General features: G+C 72.0%; 16 protein-coding genes. All 16 read right to left on the bottom strand.

Annotation, left to right across the window (positions count from 1 at the left end; all coding sequences use genetic code 11):
* Positions 1-31: 31 nt before the first annotated feature.
* The 16 genes from BG482_RS23895 to BG482_RS23820 all read right to left on the bottom strand — a co-directional run bounded on the left by BG482_RS23895 (position 32) and on the right by BG482_RS23820 (position 17546).
* Entirely contained in the window at positions 32-1147 is a 1116-nt protein-coding gene (locus tag BG482_RS23895) for a chondroitinase-B domain-containing protein (protein WP_069771163.1), read from the bottom strand.
* Positions 1148-1363: 216 nt separating this feature from the next.
* On the bottom strand, positions 1364-2401 hold the full coding sequence (locus BG482_RS23890) for a pectinesterase family protein (RefSeq protein WP_069771191.1): 1038 nt from the start codon (positions 2399-2401) through the stop codon (positions 1364-1366).
* Between the two features lie 4 nt (positions 2402-2405).
* Positions 2406-3536, bottom strand: a complete 1131-nt coding sequence (locus tag BG482_RS23885) for a pectinesterase family protein (RefSeq protein WP_069771162.1) — start codon at positions 3534-3536, stop codon at positions 2406-2408.
* 109 nt (positions 3537-3645) lie between these two features.
* The gene (locus BG482_RS23880) at positions 3646-4974 is read right to left on the bottom strand and encodes a polysaccharide lyase family 1 protein (RefSeq protein WP_069771161.1); all 1329 of its coding nucleotides are present in this window, start codon (positions 4972-4974) and stop codon (positions 3646-3648) included.
* 48 nt (positions 4975-5022) lie between these two features.
* Positions 5023-5820 carry a rhamnogalacturonan acetylesterase gene (locus BG482_RS23875; RefSeq protein WP_069771160.1) on the bottom strand — a complete coding sequence of 266 codons (798 nt, stop codon included), beginning with the start codon at positions 5818-5820 and terminating at the stop codon, positions 5023-5025.
* Positions 5821-5923: 103 nt separating this feature from the next.
* Positions 5924-7261 (bottom strand): sugar ABC transporter substrate-binding protein, encoded by a 1338-nt coding sequence (locus BG482_RS23870; RefSeq protein ID WP_069771159.1) that lies wholly within the window; start codon positions 7259-7261, stop codon positions 5924-5926.
* A 211-nt stretch (positions 7262-7472) separates the two neighbouring features.
* On the bottom strand, positions 7473-8954 hold the full coding sequence (locus BG482_RS23865) for a glycoside hydrolase 43 family protein (RefSeq protein ID WP_069771190.1): 1482 nt from the start codon (positions 8952-8954) through the stop codon (positions 7473-7475).
* A 131-nt stretch (positions 8955-9085) separates the two neighbouring features.
* A complete protein-coding gene (locus BG482_RS23860; protein WP_069771158.1) occupies positions 9086-9976 on the bottom strand; it encodes a PmoA family protein in 891 nt (296 codons plus the stop codon).
* On the bottom strand, positions 9976-11145 hold the full coding sequence (locus tag BG482_RS23855; RefSeq protein ID WP_069771157.1) for a Gfo/Idh/MocA family protein: 1170 nt from the start codon (positions 11143-11145) through the stop codon (positions 9976-9978). Before BG482_RS23855 ends, BG482_RS23860 begins: the two co-directional genes overlap by 1 nt.
* Positions 11142-11336 carry a hypothetical protein gene (locus tag BG482_RS23850; RefSeq protein WP_069771156.1) on the bottom strand — a complete coding sequence of 65 codons (195 nt, stop codon included), beginning with the start codon at positions 11334-11336 and terminating at the stop codon, positions 11142-11144. The genes BG482_RS23855 and BG482_RS23850 overlap by 4 nt, the downstream gene beginning before the upstream one ends.
* Positions 11333-12232 (bottom strand): carbohydrate ABC transporter permease, encoded by a 900-nt coding sequence (locus tag BG482_RS23845; protein WP_069771155.1) that lies wholly within the window; start codon positions 12230-12232, stop codon positions 11333-11335. Before BG482_RS23845 ends, BG482_RS23850 begins: the two co-directional genes overlap by 4 nt.
* A complete protein-coding gene (locus tag BG482_RS23840) occupies positions 12229-13164 on the bottom strand; it encodes a carbohydrate ABC transporter permease (RefSeq protein ID WP_069771154.1) in 936 nt (311 codons plus the stop codon). Before BG482_RS23840 ends, BG482_RS23845 begins: the two co-directional genes overlap by 4 nt.
* Positions 13165-13286: 122 nt before the next feature.
* Complete coding sequence (gene araD, locus BG482_RS23835) at positions 13287-15041, bottom strand: L-arabinonate dehydratase (RefSeq protein WP_370745863.1); 1755 nt, start codon at positions 15039-15041, stop codon at positions 13287-13289.
* Positions 15029-15940 (bottom strand): dihydrodipicolinate synthase family protein, encoded by a 912-nt coding sequence (locus BG482_RS23830; RefSeq protein ID WP_069771152.1) that lies wholly within the window; start codon positions 15938-15940, stop codon positions 15029-15031. Before BG482_RS23830 ends, araD begins: the two co-directional genes overlap by 13 nt.
* Positions 15937-16620, bottom strand: coding sequence for a GntR family transcriptional regulator (locus tag BG482_RS23825; RefSeq protein ID WP_069771151.1), 684 nt, complete (start codon positions 16618-16620; stop codon positions 15937-15939). Before BG482_RS23825 ends, BG482_RS23830 begins: the two co-directional genes overlap by 4 nt.
* A 164-nt stretch (positions 16621-16784) precedes the next feature.
* On the bottom strand, positions 16785-17546 hold the full coding sequence (locus BG482_RS23820; RefSeq protein ID WP_069771150.1) for an MBL fold metallo-hydrolase: 762 nt from the start codon (positions 17544-17546) through the stop codon (positions 16785-16787).
* Positions 17547-17694: the final 148 nt, after the last annotated feature.

Here is a 17694-nt window from a genome sequence, read left to right as displayed (position 1 = left end):
GGCAAAAAACGGGTCAAGCGCCCCGGCGGAGTCAGTTCATGGTGGCGCCGATGGTCGTCGACCCGGTGGTCAGGAACGTGGTCGCCGGCAGGGTCCCGCCGGCGCCGCGGGCGCTGTAGGCGCCGCTCGCGTCCGTCGACCTGAAGGCGGGCGTCGAGACGCCGGAGTCCCAGTTGTTGCCGGACGAGGTGACCTTCGAGCCCTTGCCGACCGCGCCACCGCCGTTGCTCACGGCGAGGTTCCTGCCGAGCCTCGCGGAACTGGTGGCGAAGTAGTAGCCCCACTTGCTGTTGGCGTAGGCGGTGGTGCGGTTGATGACCAGGGCGCCGGTGTTGGAGTTCTCCGTGAAGCCGTTTCCGGCGTTGCCCCAGGCGGCCGAGTTGTTGACGACGTGCGCGACGACCTCGCCGTCGCCGCCCAGTTTGTAGCCGTTGCCGTCCCCCGCGAAGGCCGGGTCGGACCAGCGGTTGACGCCGTTGCCGAAGGACCAGGTGTGCTCGACGGTGACGGGCGAGGAGAAGGACCAGAAGTCGATCCCGTCGTCCGCGTTGTTGTAGAGGCGGGCGCCGGTGATGAGGTTGCCTGTGCCGGAGCCGAACTTCACGGCGATCCCGTCGGCGTTCTCGCCGTGGTTCGCGGCGTCGTAGTTGCCGTAGGAGTCGATGTTCCTGACGGTGTTGTTCACCGTGCCGTCGCCGGTGAGGGTGAAGCCGGAGTCGCCGCCGTCGATGGTCTTGATGTTGTTCCAGTTGGTGCCCGTGCAGGACTGGCAGACCACCGCGCTGTCCGGCGAGTTCTGGAAGGTGATGCCGGAGACGTTCCAGTAGTCCGCGGTCAGCTTGAAGATCCAGGAGCCGGCGGGCAGCGACGAGCCGTCGATCTTCACGGTCTCCGAGCCGTACGCGGTGAGGGTGACGGGCGCGGACGCGGTGCCGTCGGCCGTGGACTGGAGGGTGGCCGTCGGGTAGTAGGTGCCGCCGCGGACCTGGATGACGGTGCCGGCGGTGGCGTTCTTCACGGCGTTGGACAGGGCCGTGGAGTTGCTGACCACCACCGTGGCGGCCTGCGCCGGGGTGGGCAGGACGACGGCGAGTCCGGTGCTCAGGGACAGCGCCGCGAGGGCGGCGAGAGCGGTACGACGGGACATGGAGTGGGGGTCCTTTCGTCGTTCGGGGCGGGGTGGGCGCGAGGGTSGGGGGGCGGGGTCACCGGGCGTGGCCGATCCGGGATCGAGGCCGCCGTCGAGGAACGGCACCGGCCTGGGCGCGGCGGCGCTCGCCACGCCGGGGAGAAGCCCCGGTCGCAGACGCCTTGGACCGGCGCCCGGGAAGGCCCCGGGGACGCCCGTCGGCCGCGGGCCGGGTCACGAACGCCCATACGGCCGCCAGTCCCCCAGATACGTGCGCCGGGTGTGCACGGCCGCCTCCGCGGCGGTCAGCTGCGGCCGGTTCTCCGGGGCGGAGACGACCGCGCCCGGGCCGGTGTTGGCGTGCTCGCGAAAGCGCATGGCTTGCCACGGATAGGCGTCGCGCATGTTGGCGTACGGGGTCATCGCGTCGATCCCCGGACCGATCCAGGTGTCCCGCACGACGAGCGAGGGCCAGGCGGTCGTCTCGTACGACGGCACCCAGGGCCTGGCGATCTTGTAGGCGGCGTCCTCGGCGCCGGAGGTGATCCGGCCGCGCACGGCGAGGAAGCCGTAGGGGTTCGCCCGGGCGGTGGCCGGGGCGAAGACCATGCCCTTGGGGGTGAAGGGCACGTCCCGCCGCAGGGTGTGGAAGTGGCAGGCGTCGAAGACGGCCCGGCCGCGCCCGAAGACGAAGTCGACGTCGCCCTCGATGTGGCAGCGGTGGAAGTACTGCCGGTCGAAGGCGTCCAGCGCGGCGGTGTCCGCGAAGAGGGTGTCCTGGTGGGCGAGGAGGCGGACGTGGTCGAAGTGCGTGCGGTCGCCGGTGACGTAGGCGGCCACCGCCTGGGTGCCGGTGGTCTCCGGGTGGTCGGCGCGCAGCCAGTCGTTGGCGAGGGTGAGGTCGCGGACGGTGAGGCCGGGCGCGGAGGACGTGAAGGTGGCGGAGCCGGCCGTGCCGTAGGGGCCGGACCCGTCGGGTTTCGGCGTCCCGGCCGCGTTGCCGAAGACGAGGACCGCGGCGCGCGCGTCGCGGGAGGCGCCGCGTATCGTCAACTCGCCCTTGTCGGCGGGCACGTTGACCACTTCGCGGTAGGTGCCGGGGTGCACGACGATCGTCCGTCCGGGTCCGTCGACGGCGTCCACGGCGGCCTGGAGGGAGTCGCCGGGGCGGACGTGCAGCATCTGGCGGCCCGTGCCCGCCAGGGCGGGGGCGCCTGCGGCGGCGACGGTCAGGCCGCTCGCCAGGCCCGCGAGGAGGGTGCGTCGGCGCAGCATCTCAGCACTCCCCCCGCCAGGGCTCCCAGTCCCCGAGGCAGGCCGCACGGGATGCCGACCGTGCCTGCTCCGCGGTGAGTTGGGGACGGTTCTCGGGGACGGTGATCCGCGCCCCGGGCCCGCTGTTGCGGTACTCGGCGAAGCGCTGGCTCTGCCACGGGAAGGAGGCCGACATGTTCGTGTAGGGGGCGACCGCGTCGATGCCGGCGTTCAGACGCGTGTCGCGGACGACGAGGGCCGGGCGGGCGGTGGGGTCGGAGCTGGGGACCCAGGGGCGGGCCAGCTTGTAGGAGGCGTCCGGCGCCTCGCTGCTGATCCGGCTGCGGACGACCAGGTACCCGAACGGGTTGGCGCCCGCCGTCGAGGGCGCGAAGACGAACCCGTAGGGGGCCGCGGCCAGGTCGGTCCGGTTCAGGGTGCGGAAGTGGCAGCGCTCGTATACGGCGGTGGCCCGGCCGAAGACGAAGTCGACGTCCCCCTCGGCGTAGCAGTCCGCGTAGTACTGGCGGGCGAAGGCGGTGAGGGCGAGGGAGTCGGCGTACAGGGTGTCCTGGTGGCCGAGGAAGCGGCAGTGATGGAAGGCGGAGCGGTCGCCCTGGACCTTGACGGCGACGGCCTGGGTGCCGGTGATGTCGGGGTGGTCGGCGCGCAGCCAGTCGTTGGCGAAGGTGATCCAGCGGGCGGTGAACCCGTCGGCCTGCAGGGTCGTGGTGGCGGACCCGGTGGTGCCGTACGTGCCGCCCCCGGGCTTGGGGGTGCCCGCCGCGGTGTCGTGGACGATCACGACGTCGCGCGGGTCCTCGGAGGCGCCGATCCAGGTGGCGTCCGTGCGGGTGGCGTCGAGGACGACCGTCTCCCGGTAGGCGCCGGGGGCGAGGACCAGCGTCCAGCCGCTGCCTGCGGCGGCTGCGACGGCGTCCCGGACGGTGGTGTGGTCGCCCCGGCCGAGCGGGTCGACGTACAGGGTGCGGGCCGTGCGCCGGGCGGCCGGGGAGCCGAAGCAGCCGAACGGCCGACGGCCGCCGACGGCCCGTGCGGGCGACGCGGTCAGGCCGAGCGCGGCGGCCGTGCCGGCGCTCGCGGCGAGGAATCCCCTTCTGGACAGGGGACGTCGGGGGTGGGGCGAGGGCATGCGGGTGCTCCTTCGCGGTACGGCGGTGCACGGGCGCGGGAAGGGTGCGGGCCGGGGGGCGGCGGGGTGCGGGCCGGGGCGGTGGGCGCCGCCCCGGCCGTCGTACGGGTCAGCCGAGACGGCCGGCGCCGGCGCCGCAGTCGACGATCCGGGGAACCGCCTTCGCCGGGTCGACCGCGGTACGGAGGGTGGGCGTCCACCCGGCGCCGGACTGCAGGGTCTCGGCCGGGATCTCGGCGTTGTGCACGGCGATCAGGTCGGTCTTCACGCCGTTGACGTAGTTGTCGTCGGCGGTCAGCGGCGAGACGTTCCACCGCTTGAGCACCTTGGCCGCGCTGACCCCCTGCGGGAGCGTGAACGCGTTGTGCTCGGCGACGAGCCGGGACTCCTTGCCGATGCCGAAGCTGTAGGAGTAGTCGCCGGCGGCGACGAAGTGGTTGTTGTAGGAGTCGACCTGCCCGAAGCGGACGCGGGGAGCGCGCTCGACGAGGCCGGAGAACAGGTTGTGGTGGAAGGTCGTCCTCAGGTGGCCGCGGTCGCCGGCCGCGGTCGACTCGCTGTCGCTGTTGCCGATGAGGATCGTCTTGTCGTGCTCGCTGAAGACGTTCCAGGAGGCGGTGACGAGGTCGGCGCCGCGCACGATGTCCAGTTCGCCGTCGTGCTGCTGGTAGAGCATGCCGAAGTAGCTCGGCGCGGCGCTGTCCGGATGGGAGCCGTCGGTGAACGTGTTGTGGTCCAGCCACACGTGCGTGGAGCCGTAGACGACGGCGGTGTCGTACTCGGAGTTCCAGTTGCCCTTGTCGCCGTCGGTCGGGTCCCACTGGGGGAAGCAGTCGATGGGCGACTCGAAGGCCAGGTTGCGGACGATCACGTTGTCGACGCCCTTGATCTGCAGGCTGGCGCCCTTGAAGCCGGCGTTCCTCCCGACGCCGACGATGGTGGTGTTGGCGGGGACGTTCGCCTTGATGGCCTGGTCCTGGGCGGCGGCGGAGGCGCGTCGCAGCCCCTCCGGGCTGTCGTCGGGCTCGGCGCTCAGATCGGTGTCCAGTCCCCAGGTCCCGGGCGCGTACTTGGCGAGGTAGGCGTCGAAGTCGTAGCCGGGCGCGGCGAAGGCGTCGCATCCCTCGGCGACGGCGTCGATGACGCCCTTCACCCTGACGATCTTCGGTGCGGAGCCCCCGGCGGCGAGGGCCGCCTTGAACTCGGCCCAGGTGGTGACCGTGTACACGTGGGCGGCGTCGGCGGCCGACCCGCCCGTGGTGCCGGTCCCGTAGGCGGCCCAGCCGTCGTTCGCGCCCAGGACCTGCCGGCCGAGGTCGCGGGACGACGAGGGGTGCGGCGGCGTCTGGGCGGAGGCCGTCGCGGTGACGGACAGCACCAGCGCGGTGCACCCCACCAGGGCTGCTGTGACGCGTGCATGACATGACTGTGTGCGCACTGTGCGGGTCTCCTCTGCGGAAAGGCGGTGCAGTTGTCGCGAGAGCGGTTACGAAAGGGGGGCGGGCCAGGTGATCCAGGACGTGGGGACCGCGTCGTGCAGCCGGATCACGTCACGCGGGGCGAACACGCGCGTGCGCAGGAGCTCCCCGGCGACGAGCCGCGCCACGGCGATCGCGCCCGGCGGGTTGAAGTGGGTGTTGTCCTGCTCGGTCGCGGTCCAGTTGAAGTACGTCTTCGTCGCCTCCACGCCCAGCCGCTGCCAGAGCGCCAGCGACAGCGCCTGGATGTCGAGCAGCGCCACCCCCTCCTGTGCGGCCAGTGCGCGCATGGCGGCGGGGTACTCCCCGTGCGTGGGCAGCGCTCTGCCCGCCGCGTCGAACCTGCGCCGCTCGACGGGCGTGGCCAGCACGGGCCGCGCGCCCTTGGCCCGGGCCCCGTCGAGATACCTGCGCAGACAGTCCTGGTACGTCGTCCAGGGCTCGGTGTAGCGGGCGGGGTCGGTGGTCTTCTCGTCGTTGTGGGCGAACTGGACCAGGAGAAAGTCCCCCGGCCGGATCGCGGCGAGCACGGCGTCGAGCCGGCCCTCGTCGATGAAGCTCTTGGAACTGCGCCCGTTCACGGCGTGGTTGGCGACGGGCAGGCCGGACTGCAGGAAGAAGGGCAGCGCCATGCCCCACCCGGTCTCGGGCGCGGCGTCGGAGTACTTCTGGGCGGCGGTGGAGTCGCCTGCGAGATAGACGGTTCTCGGCCGGCGGGCGCCGGCGCGGGCGGGGGCGGCGGCCGCCGCGCCGAGCGGGAGGGCGGCGAGCGCCGCCGAGGTGACCTGTCTGCGGGTCAGGGACACGACATGCACCTTTCGAGGGGTCGGTTGGTGTGCCGGGGGGCGCGGGGGCCGCGCGACCGGTGACGACCGGCGCGCGGTCACCCCGCGACCGCGTCCGCCCGGGTTACTTGTGGTTCTTCTTCCAGTCGGCCTGCGCGGCGTTCAGCTGGTCGGCCAGCGTGTCCAGGAAGTCCTTCGCGCTCTGCTTGCCCAGCAGCACCTTCTGGAAGTTCGGCTCGTTGTCGGCCTTGGAGATCGTGTTCCAGTCGGGCAGGTAGTAGGGCAGCTGCACGATCTTCGTGGTGGAGCCGGTCAGCGCCTCGGCGGCCAGCCTGGTCGGCTCGGAGGCCTGCACCCAGCCGTCCTGCGCGGCCTCCAGGTTGGCCGGCACCTGTCCCGCCGTCTTGTTCCACTTGCTGTTGGACTCGTGCGAGGCGGCGAACTCGATGAACTTCCAGGCGGCGGTCTTGTTCTTGCTCGACTTGAACAGGCCCAGCCCGTCGACCGGGTTGGACACCTGCACCCGGGTGCCGTTGTCCTGGGTCGGCGCGGGGATGCCCTTGAACTTGCCGGCCAGCGCCTTCTGGTGGTCGCCGAAGGAGCCCAGGTTGTGGCTCAGCATGCCGATGGTGCCGGAGTCCCACTGGGCGACCATCTTGGTGAAGTCGTTGTTGACGTCGGCGGACGGGGTGTCCTTCTTGTACAGGCCGACGTACTTCTCCAGCGCGGCCACGTTCTTCGGGTCGTCGACCGTGGTCTTGTCGCCGTTCCAGAACTCGGTGATGCCGCTCTGCCCGTAGGTCGCGTCGAGCGCCTGGGCGATCGACCCGGAGCCGCCGCGGATGGTGTAGCCGAAGGCGTTCTTGTCCTTGTCGGTCAGCTTGTCGGCCGCCTCGTAGAACTTCGTCCAGGTGGTCGGGGCGTCCAGACCGGCCTTCCGGAAGAGGTCCGTGCGGTACCAGAGCGTGCCGTTGTTGGCGGAGGTCGGCACGCTGTACGTCTTGCCGTCGACCCCGGCGGCCTTGACGCCGTCCAGGAACTTCGCGTTCAGCTGGCCGCTCAGCTCGCTCTTCTCCAGGCGGTCGTCCAGCGGTTCGAGGGCGCCCTGCGCGGCGATCTCGGCGAGCATCGCGGTGCCCACGCCGCCGACGTCGGGCAGACCGCCGCCCTGGATGGCGGTGTCGTACTTGGACTGGACGCTGTCGGACGGCACCCCGACGTACTTGACCTTGATGTCCGGGTTCGCCTTCTCGAAGTCGGCGATGATCTCCTTCCAGACGTCGGTGCGGACGCCGCCGTTGTTGTCCCAGAAGGTGATCTCCCCCTTGCCGGAGCCGTCGCCTCCCTTGTCTCCGGCCGCGCCGCTGCCGTCGTCGCCGCAGGCGGTGGCGGTCAGCGCGAGCATGGAGCCCAGGGCGACGGCCAGGGCGGTTCGTCTGCTTCTGCGGATGCTGCTCTTCATGTGGTCGGCTCTCTTCTTCTGGATCCCAACGGACATATGAAGTTGTGGGGGGTCAGTGGGTGGCGCGGCCGTACGGCGCCCGGCCGTCCGCGCCCTCGAGGTGGTTCACGTCGGGGTACGCGTCGGCGTCACCGGGCCGGGACCGGACTCGGCAAGCGCTTGCCACGGAGTGCGTCATGTGCGGCTCCCAAGGGCGTGCAGAACTGAGGGGTCAGAGGGGTCTGATCCGGAACTCGTCGAACGTGGCCGCCCCCGCGTGTCCCGTTCCGAGGGGCGCGAGGGCGAAGAGGCCGAGCAGGGCGCCGACCCAGCGCCAGGGGGCGGCGGCGAAGACCGGGCCCGAGTGCACCGGGCCGTCGCCGACGTCGTACGCGAAACGGCAGCGCGCTCCGGCGCCGATCTCGATCCGCAGCCGCACCCGGCCCTCGGGGACGGTCAGGGGGTGGGCGGCGTCCCGTTCGCGGTCGGCGACCGGCTCGGCGAACCGGTGCACCAGGTGGACGGCGCCGTCGGCGGCGCGCCGAAGGCCGATCCAGCCGAACGCGTCCCCGAGGACCGCGAGTCCGGCGCGGGCCCCCGGCTCCTCGGTGTGCAGCCGCAGGCCGACCTCGACGGCCGAGGGGCGACCGGGCAGTCGCTGGGTGAGGACGTTCGGCAGGGTGCGCAGATCGTGCGCGCCGGCCGTCCGCACGCAGGTCAGCCGCAGCCCGTCGGCGGAGTGCCGGATCGCCCAGCCGTCCCGGGGGTTGGCCGTCCACGACCACTGGCGGCCGAAGCGTCCGCCGGGGAAGTCGTCGTCGACGGCGGGCGCGGCCGGCGGCTGGGCGGGCAGCGCGGGCCGCCGGTGCTCCCGGACGGGGGCGCCCTCGTCGCCGATGACCGGCCACCCGTCCGGGCCCCACCGCATCGGCTGCAGATGGACGACCCTGCCGTAGGCGCCGCGCTGCTGGAAGTGCACGAACCAGTCCTCGCCGGACCGGGTGCGCACCCAGCCTCCCTGGTGGGGGCCGTTGACGTCGGTGTCCCCCTGCTCCAGGACGATGCGCTCCTCGTAGGGGCCGAAGAAGTCGCGGGCGCGTAACGCTCCCTGCCACCCGGTCTCCACTCCGCCGGCGGGGGCGAGGATGAAGAACCAGCCGTCGTGCCGGTAGAGCTTCGGCCCTTCGAGGGTGAACCAGCCGGGGATCCGGTCCCCGTCGACGATCACCTTGCCCTCGTCCAGGACGGCCGTCCCCTCGGGGTGCATACGGTGGCCGGTGAGCCGGTTCTTCACGCCCGCCCGGGACTTCGCCCAGGCGTGCACCAGATAGGCCTCGCCGCTCTCGTCGTCCCACAGCGGGCAGGGGTCGATGAGCCCCTTGCCCGCCTTCACCAGATGGGGACGGGTCCAAGGACCCCTGATCTCAGGGGCGTTGACCTGGAAGACGCCCCGGTCCGGGTCGCCCCAGAAGATCCAGAAGCGGTCGTCGTGGTGGCGCAGGGAGGGCGCCCAGACCCCGCAGTCGTGGCGCGGGGTACTGAACTCGTCGTCCGGTTCGAGGCGTTCGAGGGCGTGACCGACCAGCGTCCAGTTGACCAGGTCGCGCGAGTGCAGCAGTGGCAGGCCGGGGGCGCGGCCGAAGCTGGAGGCGGTGAGGTGGAAGTCGTCGCCGACGCGCACGACGTCGGGGTCGGACCAGTCGGCGTCCAGGATCGGGTTCGTATACGTCCCGTACGGCGCATTCGTCTCGTAGAGCGCATTCGTCTCGTCCGGCGCATACGCCCCGCCCGTCTCGTCCGCCTGGTGCTGCCCGTCCGTCGCGCGCTGCTCGTGCGGGTCGCGCCTCACTGGCTGACCGCCTTCCGCACCAGGGCCGCCGCCTCGTCCCGGTCCAACCGGCCGTCGGCGACGACGGTGACGATCCGGCGCACGGCCGTCTCACCGGGCGGGATCGGCAGCCGCGCGGCGCCGGCCAGCGAGGATCCGACGCCCGGGTACTCGGCGGTGCGCACGAGCCAGGGGTCGCGGCGGGTGGCGTCGGTGGCGCCCGCGAAGACGAGGGTCCACCCTGCGCCGTTCCCGGCTCCGGCCGTGCGCGGGGAGCCCGGTCCGGTCAGGGCGAGCCAGTCGGCGCGGGCGCCGTGGACGGCCGCCTCGCCCTCCGTGGCCGCGGTGAAGGCGTCGGGGGGCGTGGCCTCCTTCCTGGCCCGCCAGAAGAAGCCGCCGTAGGCCGCTCCGGGGCGTCCGTTCGTCGCCGGGCTGCCGATGGACAGCGGGCCGGACGTGACATTGGTCAGGGAGAAAGTGAAGTCCAACGCCCAGGCCGTGGAGGTGAGTTCGGTGGCCGCCACGGTACGGCGCTCGCGCAGCAGCTCGGTCCCCGAGGCGACCCAGCGCAGCTCCTCGATGAAGCCGTCGGGGTCGCGGAGCTGGAACGAGCAGTGCCGCTGGACGCCGTGATCGTCCAGCTCGGTCGGGCCCCGGTCGCGGACATAGGTGCGGCCGCCCCAGAAGTTGTGCCCCTCGACGTCGGGTACGGCTACACCGACGCCGAGGTGGTGGGTGTGGTCGGCGGGGCTGAACTCGGTGACCACCGTGCCGGCCAGGGTGGTGACGGGGTGCAGACAGGGGCGCGGAGAGAGCCGGGCGGGCAGCTCGGGCCGGGTGACGTAGCGGGCGACCGGGCGGCCGGCGACACGCAGGACGACCGGTGAGTCGGGTGCCGGTGCGGTCATCAGGGGCTCACCTCTTTCGGATGCACGGTCGGGAACGCCCACGGGGCGCCCAGTTCGGAGTAGAGGCAGAGGGTGTCGGCGGCGGCCGCGACCAGGCCGTCGACGCCGGGGACGACGCGCCGGTCCTCGTCGGGCAGCAGGCGCCAGGCCTGCTCGGGCAGCTGAACCGGGTCGGGGGCCGTCCGGATCGCCTCGACGACCCGCATGAACGACTCGGTCGCGGCGGGCGGGACGAGCAGCGGCGTCCCGTCGGTGAGGTGCTCGACGAGGTTCTCCAGCAGGTCGGTGCTGCCGTACTCGAACTCCTCGGGGCCGTGGCCGGCCCGCTGGAGCAGCACGCGGTCCTGCTTGTACCAGTAGGTGATCCGGCCGCGGCTGCCGTGGACGACGACGTAGGGGTCGTCGGGGTCCTCGGCGCACAGCGTGGCCGCGACGACGACGTGCCGGCCGTCGGTGGTGCTCACCCGGACGCAGGAGGTGTCGTCGGACTCGATGGCGTTGGCGTGCGCCAGCTCGGTCTCGATGCGGGCGACGTCCTCGGCGCGGGTGGCGCCGGCCAGTGCGAGGGCGGTGGCGACGGCGTGCGCCAGCGGGTTGGTGAGCGCTCCGTCGATCACGTCGACGCCGTTCAGCCGCCGTCGGCCCGCCCAGGGCGCCCGCCGGTAGTACGCCTGGGCGCGCGCCCAGGCCCCGGCGCCGCCGACTCCTGTCACCTCGCCGATCGCGCCGTCCGCGATCAGCGTGCGGATCGCGGGCACGGCGTGCGAACCCAGCGACTGGAAGCCGATCTGGCAGGCCACGCCGGCCCGCGCGACCCCGTCGGCCATCCTGCGGAACTCGGCGTAGGACGGGGCGGGCGGCTTCTCCAGGAGCAGGTGCACGCCCTTGGCGGCCGCGATCAGCGCGAGGTCGGTGTGGGTGGGGATCGGGGTGCAGACGACGGCGACGCGGGCGCCGGTCGTCTCCAGCAGCGACCCGAAGTCGGCGGACTGCTCGGGCGCGCCGAGACCCTCGGGGAGCTCGGCCGGGGTCAGCGGGGTCAGCTCGCAGACGCCCGCCAGCCGGACGATGCCCTTGTCCTGGAGCCTGCGGATGTTGTCCAGGTGCCAGCGGCCGTGGCCGCGCGCGCCCGCGAGGACGATGGGGACGGCGGTGTCCGAGGTGTTCATGGGATCCTCCCTGCGCCCGCGCCGCGTGCCACCTCGTGGTCGGTCACCGCGGCGCCGTCGATCTTTTGATGCAGGGTAGGCGTCCGGCCGGCGTCCACCGTGAGCTCGCGCCCGCCGCCCCCGTCGAGGGCTGCGCGCGGCCCCGCCGGTGCGGCGACGACGGCGGCGACCGCGGTCCGGGGGGCGTTCATCCCTTCACCGCCCCCGCGCTGAAGCCGGTGATCAGCCACTTCTGGATGAAGGCGAAGACGAGCACCACGGGGACGGCGGCGATGATGCCGCCCGCGGCCAGCGCGCCCAGGTCGACGCTGTCGGCGCTCATCAGGGTGTTCAGGCCGACCGGGATCGTCTGCTTGGTCTGGTCGGACAGGAACATCAGGGCGAAGAGGAAGTGGTTCCAGGCGTGCACGAAGGCGAAGGAGCCGACGGCGATCAGTCCGGGCCGCAGCAGCGGCAGGACGACGATGCGGAAGGCGGTGAGCCGGCCGCAGCCGTCGACCCAGGCGGCCTCCTCCAGGGAGTACGGGACGTTCCGGATGAAACCGCTGATCAGGATCATCGACAGGGGCAGCTGGAAGACCGTCTCGGCGATGATGACGCTGGCCAGCGAGTTGATCATCTTGAGCTCGGCGAAGATCTGGAAGAGCGGCACGAGGAGCAGCGCGCCCGGCACGAACTGGGTGCACAGCAGGGCGAGCATGAACCCGCGCTTGATCCTGAAGTCGAAGCGGGCTAGGGCGTAGCCGCCGGCCAGGGCGACCCCGGTGGTGAGCAGCAGCGTGGCCACGCCGGTGATCACGCTGTTCTGGAAGTAGATCCCGAAGTCACGCTCGTTCCAGACCTTCTCGAAGTGGTCGAAGGTCATCGGCCACGGCACGAGCGAGGTCGAGCCGGCCGGGCGGAGCGCGAACAGCAGGATCCAGTAGAAGGGGACAAGGGTGAACACCAGGTAGATGCCCAGGGGAAGGTAGATCTGCCAGCGCGGGGCCTCGTCCCAGGCGCGCTTGCGGCCGGGCGGCTGCCGGTCCGCCGCGGCGGGCACGCGCACGGGGACGGGCGCGACCTCGGTGGCCTCCTTGGTGATCACTTGTCGCCTCCTCCGAACTTGCTCAGCCGCAGATAGACCATCGAGCAGAAGAGCAGGATCACGAACGCGACCGTGGTGAGGGCGGACGCGTAGCCGAAGTTGTGGGCGTCGACGCTGGTGTTGGCGATGTAGAGCGGGAGCGTGGTGGTCTCCCCCGCGGGCCCGCCGCCGGTGAGCGTGTAGAGCAGGTCGACGTTGTTGAACTCCCACACCGCGCGCAGCAGCGTGGACAGGACGATGGCGTCCTTCAGGTGGGGCAGGGTGATGTGCCAGAACTGCTTGATCCGGCTCGCTCCGTCGACCTCGGCGGCCTCGTACAGGTCCTTGGAGACGGACTGGAGGTCGGCGAGGATGAGGATCGCGAAGAACGGGACGCCGCGCCACAGGTCGGCGACGATCACCGCCGGGAAGACGGTGGAGGTGTCCGACAGCCAGCTGGCGCCGTACTCGCCGATCCCCATGTCCGCGAGGTAACGGGTGACGCCGGTCTGTGAGTTGTAGAGCAGCACCCAGATCGCGGAGGTCAGCACGCCCGAGACCGCCCAGGGCGAGAACACCAGCGCCCGGCCGAGCGCACGGCCGGCAAAGGTCTGGTTGACGATCAGCGCCAGCGCCAGGCCGAACAGCAGCTGCAGTCCGACCTCGACGAACACCCACTTCGCGCTGAAGGTCAGCGTGTCCCAGAACTGCGGGTCGTCGGTGAAGACATGGACGAAGTTGCCGAAGCCCGCGTAGCCGTTGCGCCACGGTTTGGTGGGGTTGAAGTTCTGCAGGCTGTAGTAGAAGACGCTGACGACCGGGTAGGCGATGAAGCCCAGCATCAGCAGGGCCGCCGGCGCGATCAGCAGGTACGGCAGCCTGCGGGGCGTGGCGGAGGCACGACGCCGCCGGGGTGGCGCCGGCGGTTTCGCCACCGCTGCGGCTTGGGCCATGACCGTTCTCCGTTCTCGGTGCGTCTCTCGGTGCGTCTCTCGGTGCGTCTCTCGGTGCGTCTCTCGGTACGGGTGAAGCGCTTTCTGCACGGGCAGACGTGTGCCCTCCCGAGCGGCGGCCGTCAGCCCGCGTAGGGGTCCGCGACCTTGCCCGCGCGGGCCAGGAACTCGAAGTCGCAGCCGGTGTCCGCCTGGGTGATCTGTTCGTTGTAGAGCGCGCCGTAGCCGCGCTCGTACCGGGTGGGCGGCGGCGTCCACCGCGCCCTGCGCCGCTCCAGCTCCTCGTCGTCCACATGGAGTCGCAGGGAGCGGGCCTCGACGTCGAGGGTGATCGAGTCGCCCGTGCGGACCAGGGCGAGGGGCCCGCCGACGTACGACTCGGGCGCCACGTGCAGCACGCAGGTGCCGTAACTCGTCCCGCTCATCCGGGCGTCGGAGATGCGCACCATGTCCCTCACCCCCTGCTTGAGGAGGTGGTCGGGGATGGGCAGCATGCCGTACTCGGGCATGCCCGGGCCTCCCTTGGGGCCGGAGCCACGCAGGACCAGGACGGTGTCGGCGGTGATTCCCAGCCCGGGGTCGTCGATGGTGCGCTGCATGGTCCGGTAGTCGTCGAAGACGACCGCGGGACCGGTGTGCTTGAGCAGGTGGGGCTCGGCGGCGATGTGCTTGATGACCGCGCCGTCCGGGCAGAGGTTGCCGCGCAGCACGGCGACCCCGCCCTCGCTCGCCACCGGGTTGTCGCGGGGGCGGATGACGTCGTCGTCGTGCACCCGCGCGCCGGCGAGCTGCTCGCGCAGGGTGTCGTGCGAGACGGTCGGCCGGTCCAGATGGAGCAGGTCCGTGATCCGGGAGAGGAAGCCGGGCAGGCCGCCGGCGAAGTGGAAGTCCTCCATGAGGTACTTCTGGCCGCCGGGCCGGACGTTGGCGAGGACGGGGACCGTGCGGGCGATGCGGTCGAAGTCGTCCAGGGCGAGCTCGACGCCCGCGCGTCCCGCCATGGCGATCAGATGGATCACCGCGTTGGTCGAGCCGCCGAGGCCCAGGACGGTCGTCACCGCGTCCTCGAAGGCCTCCGCGGTGAGGATGTCGCTCAACCTGCGGTCACGACGGACCAGTTCGACGATGCGCAGACCGGCTGCGGCCGCCATCCGGTCGTGCCCGGAGTCCACGGCCGGGATGCTCGACGCCCCCGGGACGGTCACGCCCAGCGCCTCCGCCGCGGCCGTCAGCGTGGACGCGGTGCCCATCGTCATGCAGTGGCCCGGCGAGCGGGCGAGGCCGCTCTCCAGCTCGGCCAGCTCGCAGTCGCCGATGAGGCCGGCCCGCCGGTCGTCCCAGTACTTCCACATGTCGGTGCCCGAGCCGAGGACCTCGCTGCGCCAGTGGCCCGGCAGCATAGGCCCGGCGGGCACGAAGACGGTCGGCAGGTCGACGCTCGCCGCGCCCATCAGCAGGGCCGGCGTGGTCTTGTCGCAGCCGCCCATCAACACGGCCCCGTCGACCGGGTAGGAGCGCAGCAGTTCCTCGGTCTCCATCGACAGGAGGTTGCGGTAGAGCATCGGGGTGGGCTTCTGGAAGGTCTCGCTGAGCGTGGAGACCGGGAATTCCAGGGGGAAGCCGCCCGCCTGCCACACGCCCCGCTTCACGGCCTGCGCGCGGTCGCGCAGGTGGACGTGGCAGGGGTTGATGTCGGACCAGGTGTTGAGGATCGCGATGACCGGCTTGCCGAGATGCTCCTCGGGAAGGTAGCCGAGCTGGCGGGTGCGGGCGCGGTGGCTGAAGGAACGCAGGCCCTCCGCGCCGTACCACTGGTGGCTCCTGAGCTCCTCGGGGCGTTTTTCGCCCTGCTCGTCGAAGCGCTTCATATGGACCATCCCGCCACGATCGCCGCGACCTCGGACCGCTCGTCCTCGGGCAGCGACCGGCTCGGCGGGCGCACCTCACGGCGGCACAGTCCCAGTGCGGAGAGGGCCTCCTTGACGACGGTGACGTTGTCGGCGGAACCGTTGGCGGCCCGCAGCTCCTCGAACCGTCTGATCTGTTCCCACACTTTCATCGCGGCCGGGTAGTCCCCTGATCGAAGCGCTTCGATCATGTTCAGCGAGACGGCCGGGGCGACGTTCACGAGGCCCGAGGTGAAGCCGGTGGCGCCCGCGGAGAAGTAGGAGGGCGCGTAGGGCTCGGCGAGTCCGGCGACCCAGACGAAGCGCTCCAGGCCGGCGTCCCGCGCGAACGCCGCGAAGCGGGCGGCGTCCGGGACGGCGTACTTGACCCCGATGACGTTCGGGCAGGCGTCGGCGAGCTCGGCCAGGCGCTCGCCGTGCAGCTGCGCGTTGCGGATGTACGGGACGACGCCCAGTTCGGGCACGGACCCGGCGATGGCGCGGTGGTAGTCGACCCAGCCGCTCTGCGAGACATAGGGGTGGACGGGCTGGTGGACCATCACCATCTGCGCGCCCACATCCCGGGCGTGGCGTGCGGAGGCGACGGCGGTCGGCACGTCGTGCCCGACGCCGGCGAGGATCACGGCCCGCCCGCCCGCCTCGTCGACGGTCAGCTCGGTGACCAGGCGGCGCTCCTCGGGGGTGAGGGCGTAGAACTCGCCGGTGTTGCCGTTCGGGGTGAGGGTGGTGATCCCGCCGTCGAGCAGCCGGCGCACCAGGGCCCGGTGAGCGCTGCGGTCGACGGCGCCGTCCTCGGCGAACGGGGTCACCGGGATGGCCACCACGTCGGCCAGAGCCGCACGCTGGGTCTCGAACGCCACGCTGCTCATTCCTGACCTTCCTCGGCCGGAGCCTCTTCGAGGGCGTCCGCCTCGGCCGTCTCGGGGAACGCCCGGTGCACGAAGGACGCGATGTGGGCGTGCAGGGCGCGGGCCGCACCGTCCGCGTCGCCGGCCAGGGCGAGGCGCAGGATCTCGCGGTGCTCGCCGGCCTCCCGTTCCCAGGAGGGCGAGGCCGCCCAGGCGACGGCGGAGACCAGGGCGGCCTGGTCGCGGACCTCGTCGAGCATTCGGCCGAGCAGCGGGTTGCCGCACGGCAGGTACAGGGCGCGGTGGAACTCCCGGTTGGCCAGGGACCGTTCGGCGGTGTCGGCGGCCTCGTCGGCCATGGTCAGCGCCTCGCGTGCGGCGTCCAGGGACGCGCCCCGGCGCACGGCCCGCCGGAGCGCCTCGGGTTCGAGGAGCAGGCGTACGTCGTAGACCTCGCGCGCCATGTCCGCGTCCACCATGCGCACCGTGACGCCCTTGTACTGGCTCATGACGACCAGGCCGGTGCCGGCCAGGGTCTTGAGCGCCTCGCGCACCGGGGTCTTGGAGACCCCGAACTGCGCGGCGAGCTCGGTCTCGACCAGGGCCTGACCGGGCGTCAGCCGTCCGGTGAGGATGCGGCGTTTGATCTCCTCCAGCACGTACTGCGTGCGGGAGGGGATCGGCGTGGGCACAGAGGTCATGCGCGCCTCTCGGATGTCGCGTATCCGCTCTCGGATCTCGCATATCGCGTCTCATATATGACGTACGAAGTACGACGCGTTGAAGGTAGGAGGAGCCCCGGGTTTCGTCAATGCTTCTGGCAAAGGAAGCCGGGGTTGCCGGGACGCAAGGGACCCAAGTGGGGTCAGAAGGGGATGGTCTCGCCCTCACGCGCCGTACGGGTGGGGCCCTCGAAGACGGCGGCGGCGCGGGCGGTCGCCGCCTCCCGGGTCATCGTCGGGCCGACATGGGTGATGTACAGCTCGCGCACCCCTGCCTTGCGGGCGGCCTCTCCGGCGTCCTCGGGCGTGAGATGCACCGGCTGCCCATGTTCGCCTTCGCGATGCCGGTCGAGGTCGGCCTCGCACAGGAACAGGTCGGCCCCCGAGGCGAGTTCGGTGAGCGCGTCGCACGGCCCGCTGTCCCCGGAGTACGCGAGGACGCTGCCCTGGCACTCGACGCGCAGCGCGTACGCCTCGGTGTCGTGGGCCACCGCACGCGAGGTGAGCCGCAGGTTCCAGTGCCGCACGGTGTGCCCGTCGAACAGCGGTCTGAAGTCGAGGCACTCGCTGAGGAACCGTACGTCCGCCTCGCCCAGGAAGCCGGCCAGCCGCCGGGCGCAGTCGAGCGGCGCGTACACCGGGATCGGGGCCGGCGGGGTCATCCCGCCGTAGGCGAACGCGTAGGCGGCGGCGAGGAGGTCCGCGCTGTGGTCCGCGTGCAGATGGGAGATCCAGATCGCCGTGAGCCGGTCGGGGTCCGTGTGCCGCTGCAACTCCGCGAACGTGCCGGGCCCCGCGTCCATCCACACTTCGGCCCCGGCGCCGCGCAGCAGGTACCCGGAGCAGGGGCGGCCCGGCCCCGGGTGCGGAGAGGCGGTGCCGAGGACGGTGAGACTGAGGGGCATGGTGGGGAGCGTACGTTTCGCTCCCGCCGGACGCGCCCTGATTGCGTCCGTCTACGGCAACCTCATGCCGACGTCTACCGCATGCCCACCGCTCGGCGCGACGGCGTGCGGCCGGGGCGCGGCCGGGCGCGACTGCGGCCGCACGTGC

The sequence above is a fragment of the Streptomyces sp. LUP30 genome (assembly GCF_001746365.1).
In the GTDB taxonomy this organism is placed as follows: domain Bacteria; phylum Actinomycetota; class Actinomycetes; order Streptomycetales; family Streptomycetaceae; genus Streptomyces.
Note: the sequence above shows the minus strand (reverse complement) of the source record. Positions and strands in the feature narration are given on the sequence as shown.

Coding starts and splice junctions, on each gene's coding strand:
- BG482_RS23895 (WP_069771163.1), bottom strand. CDS start 1,147: ATGTCCCGTCGTACCGCTCTCGCCGCCCTCGCGGCGCTGTCCCTGAGC.
- BG482_RS23885 (WP_069771162.1), bottom strand. CDS start 3,536: ATGCCCTCGCCCCACCCCCGACGTCCCCTGTCCAGAAGGGGATTCCTC.
- BG482_RS23870 (WP_069771159.1), bottom strand. CDS start 7,261: ATGAAGAGCAGCATCCGCAGAAGCAGACGAACCGCCCTGGCCGTCGCC.
- BG482_RS23860 (WP_069771158.1), bottom strand. CDS start 9,976: ATGACCGCACCGGCACCCGACTCACCGGTCGTCCTGCGTGTCGCCGGC.
- BG482_RS23855 (WP_069771157.1), bottom strand. CDS start 11,145: ATGAACACCTCGGACACCGCCGTCCCCATCGTCCTCGCGGGCGCGCGC.
- BG482_RS23850 (WP_069771156.1), bottom strand. CDS start 11,336: ATGAACGCCCCCCGGACCGCGGTCGCCGCCGTCGTCGCCGCACCGGCG.
- BG482_RS23840 (WP_069771154.1), bottom strand. CDS start 13,164: ATGGCCCAAGCCGCAGCGGTGGCGAAACCGCCGGCGCCACCCCGGCGG.
- araD (WP_370745863.1), bottom strand. CDS start 15,041: ATGGTCCATATGAAGCGCTTCGACGAGCAGGGCGAAAAACGCCCCGAG.
- BG482_RS23830 (WP_069771152.1), bottom strand. CDS start 15,940: ATGAGCAGCGTGGCGTTCGAGACCCAGCGTGCGGCTCTGGCCGACGTG.
- BG482_RS23825 (WP_069771151.1), bottom strand. CDS start 16,620: ATGACCTCTGTGCCCACGCCGATCCCCTCCCGCACGCAGTACGTGCTG.
- BG482_RS23820 (WP_069771150.1), bottom strand. CDS start 17,546: ATGCCCCTCAGTCTCACCGTCCTCGGCACCGCCTCTCCGCACCCGGGG.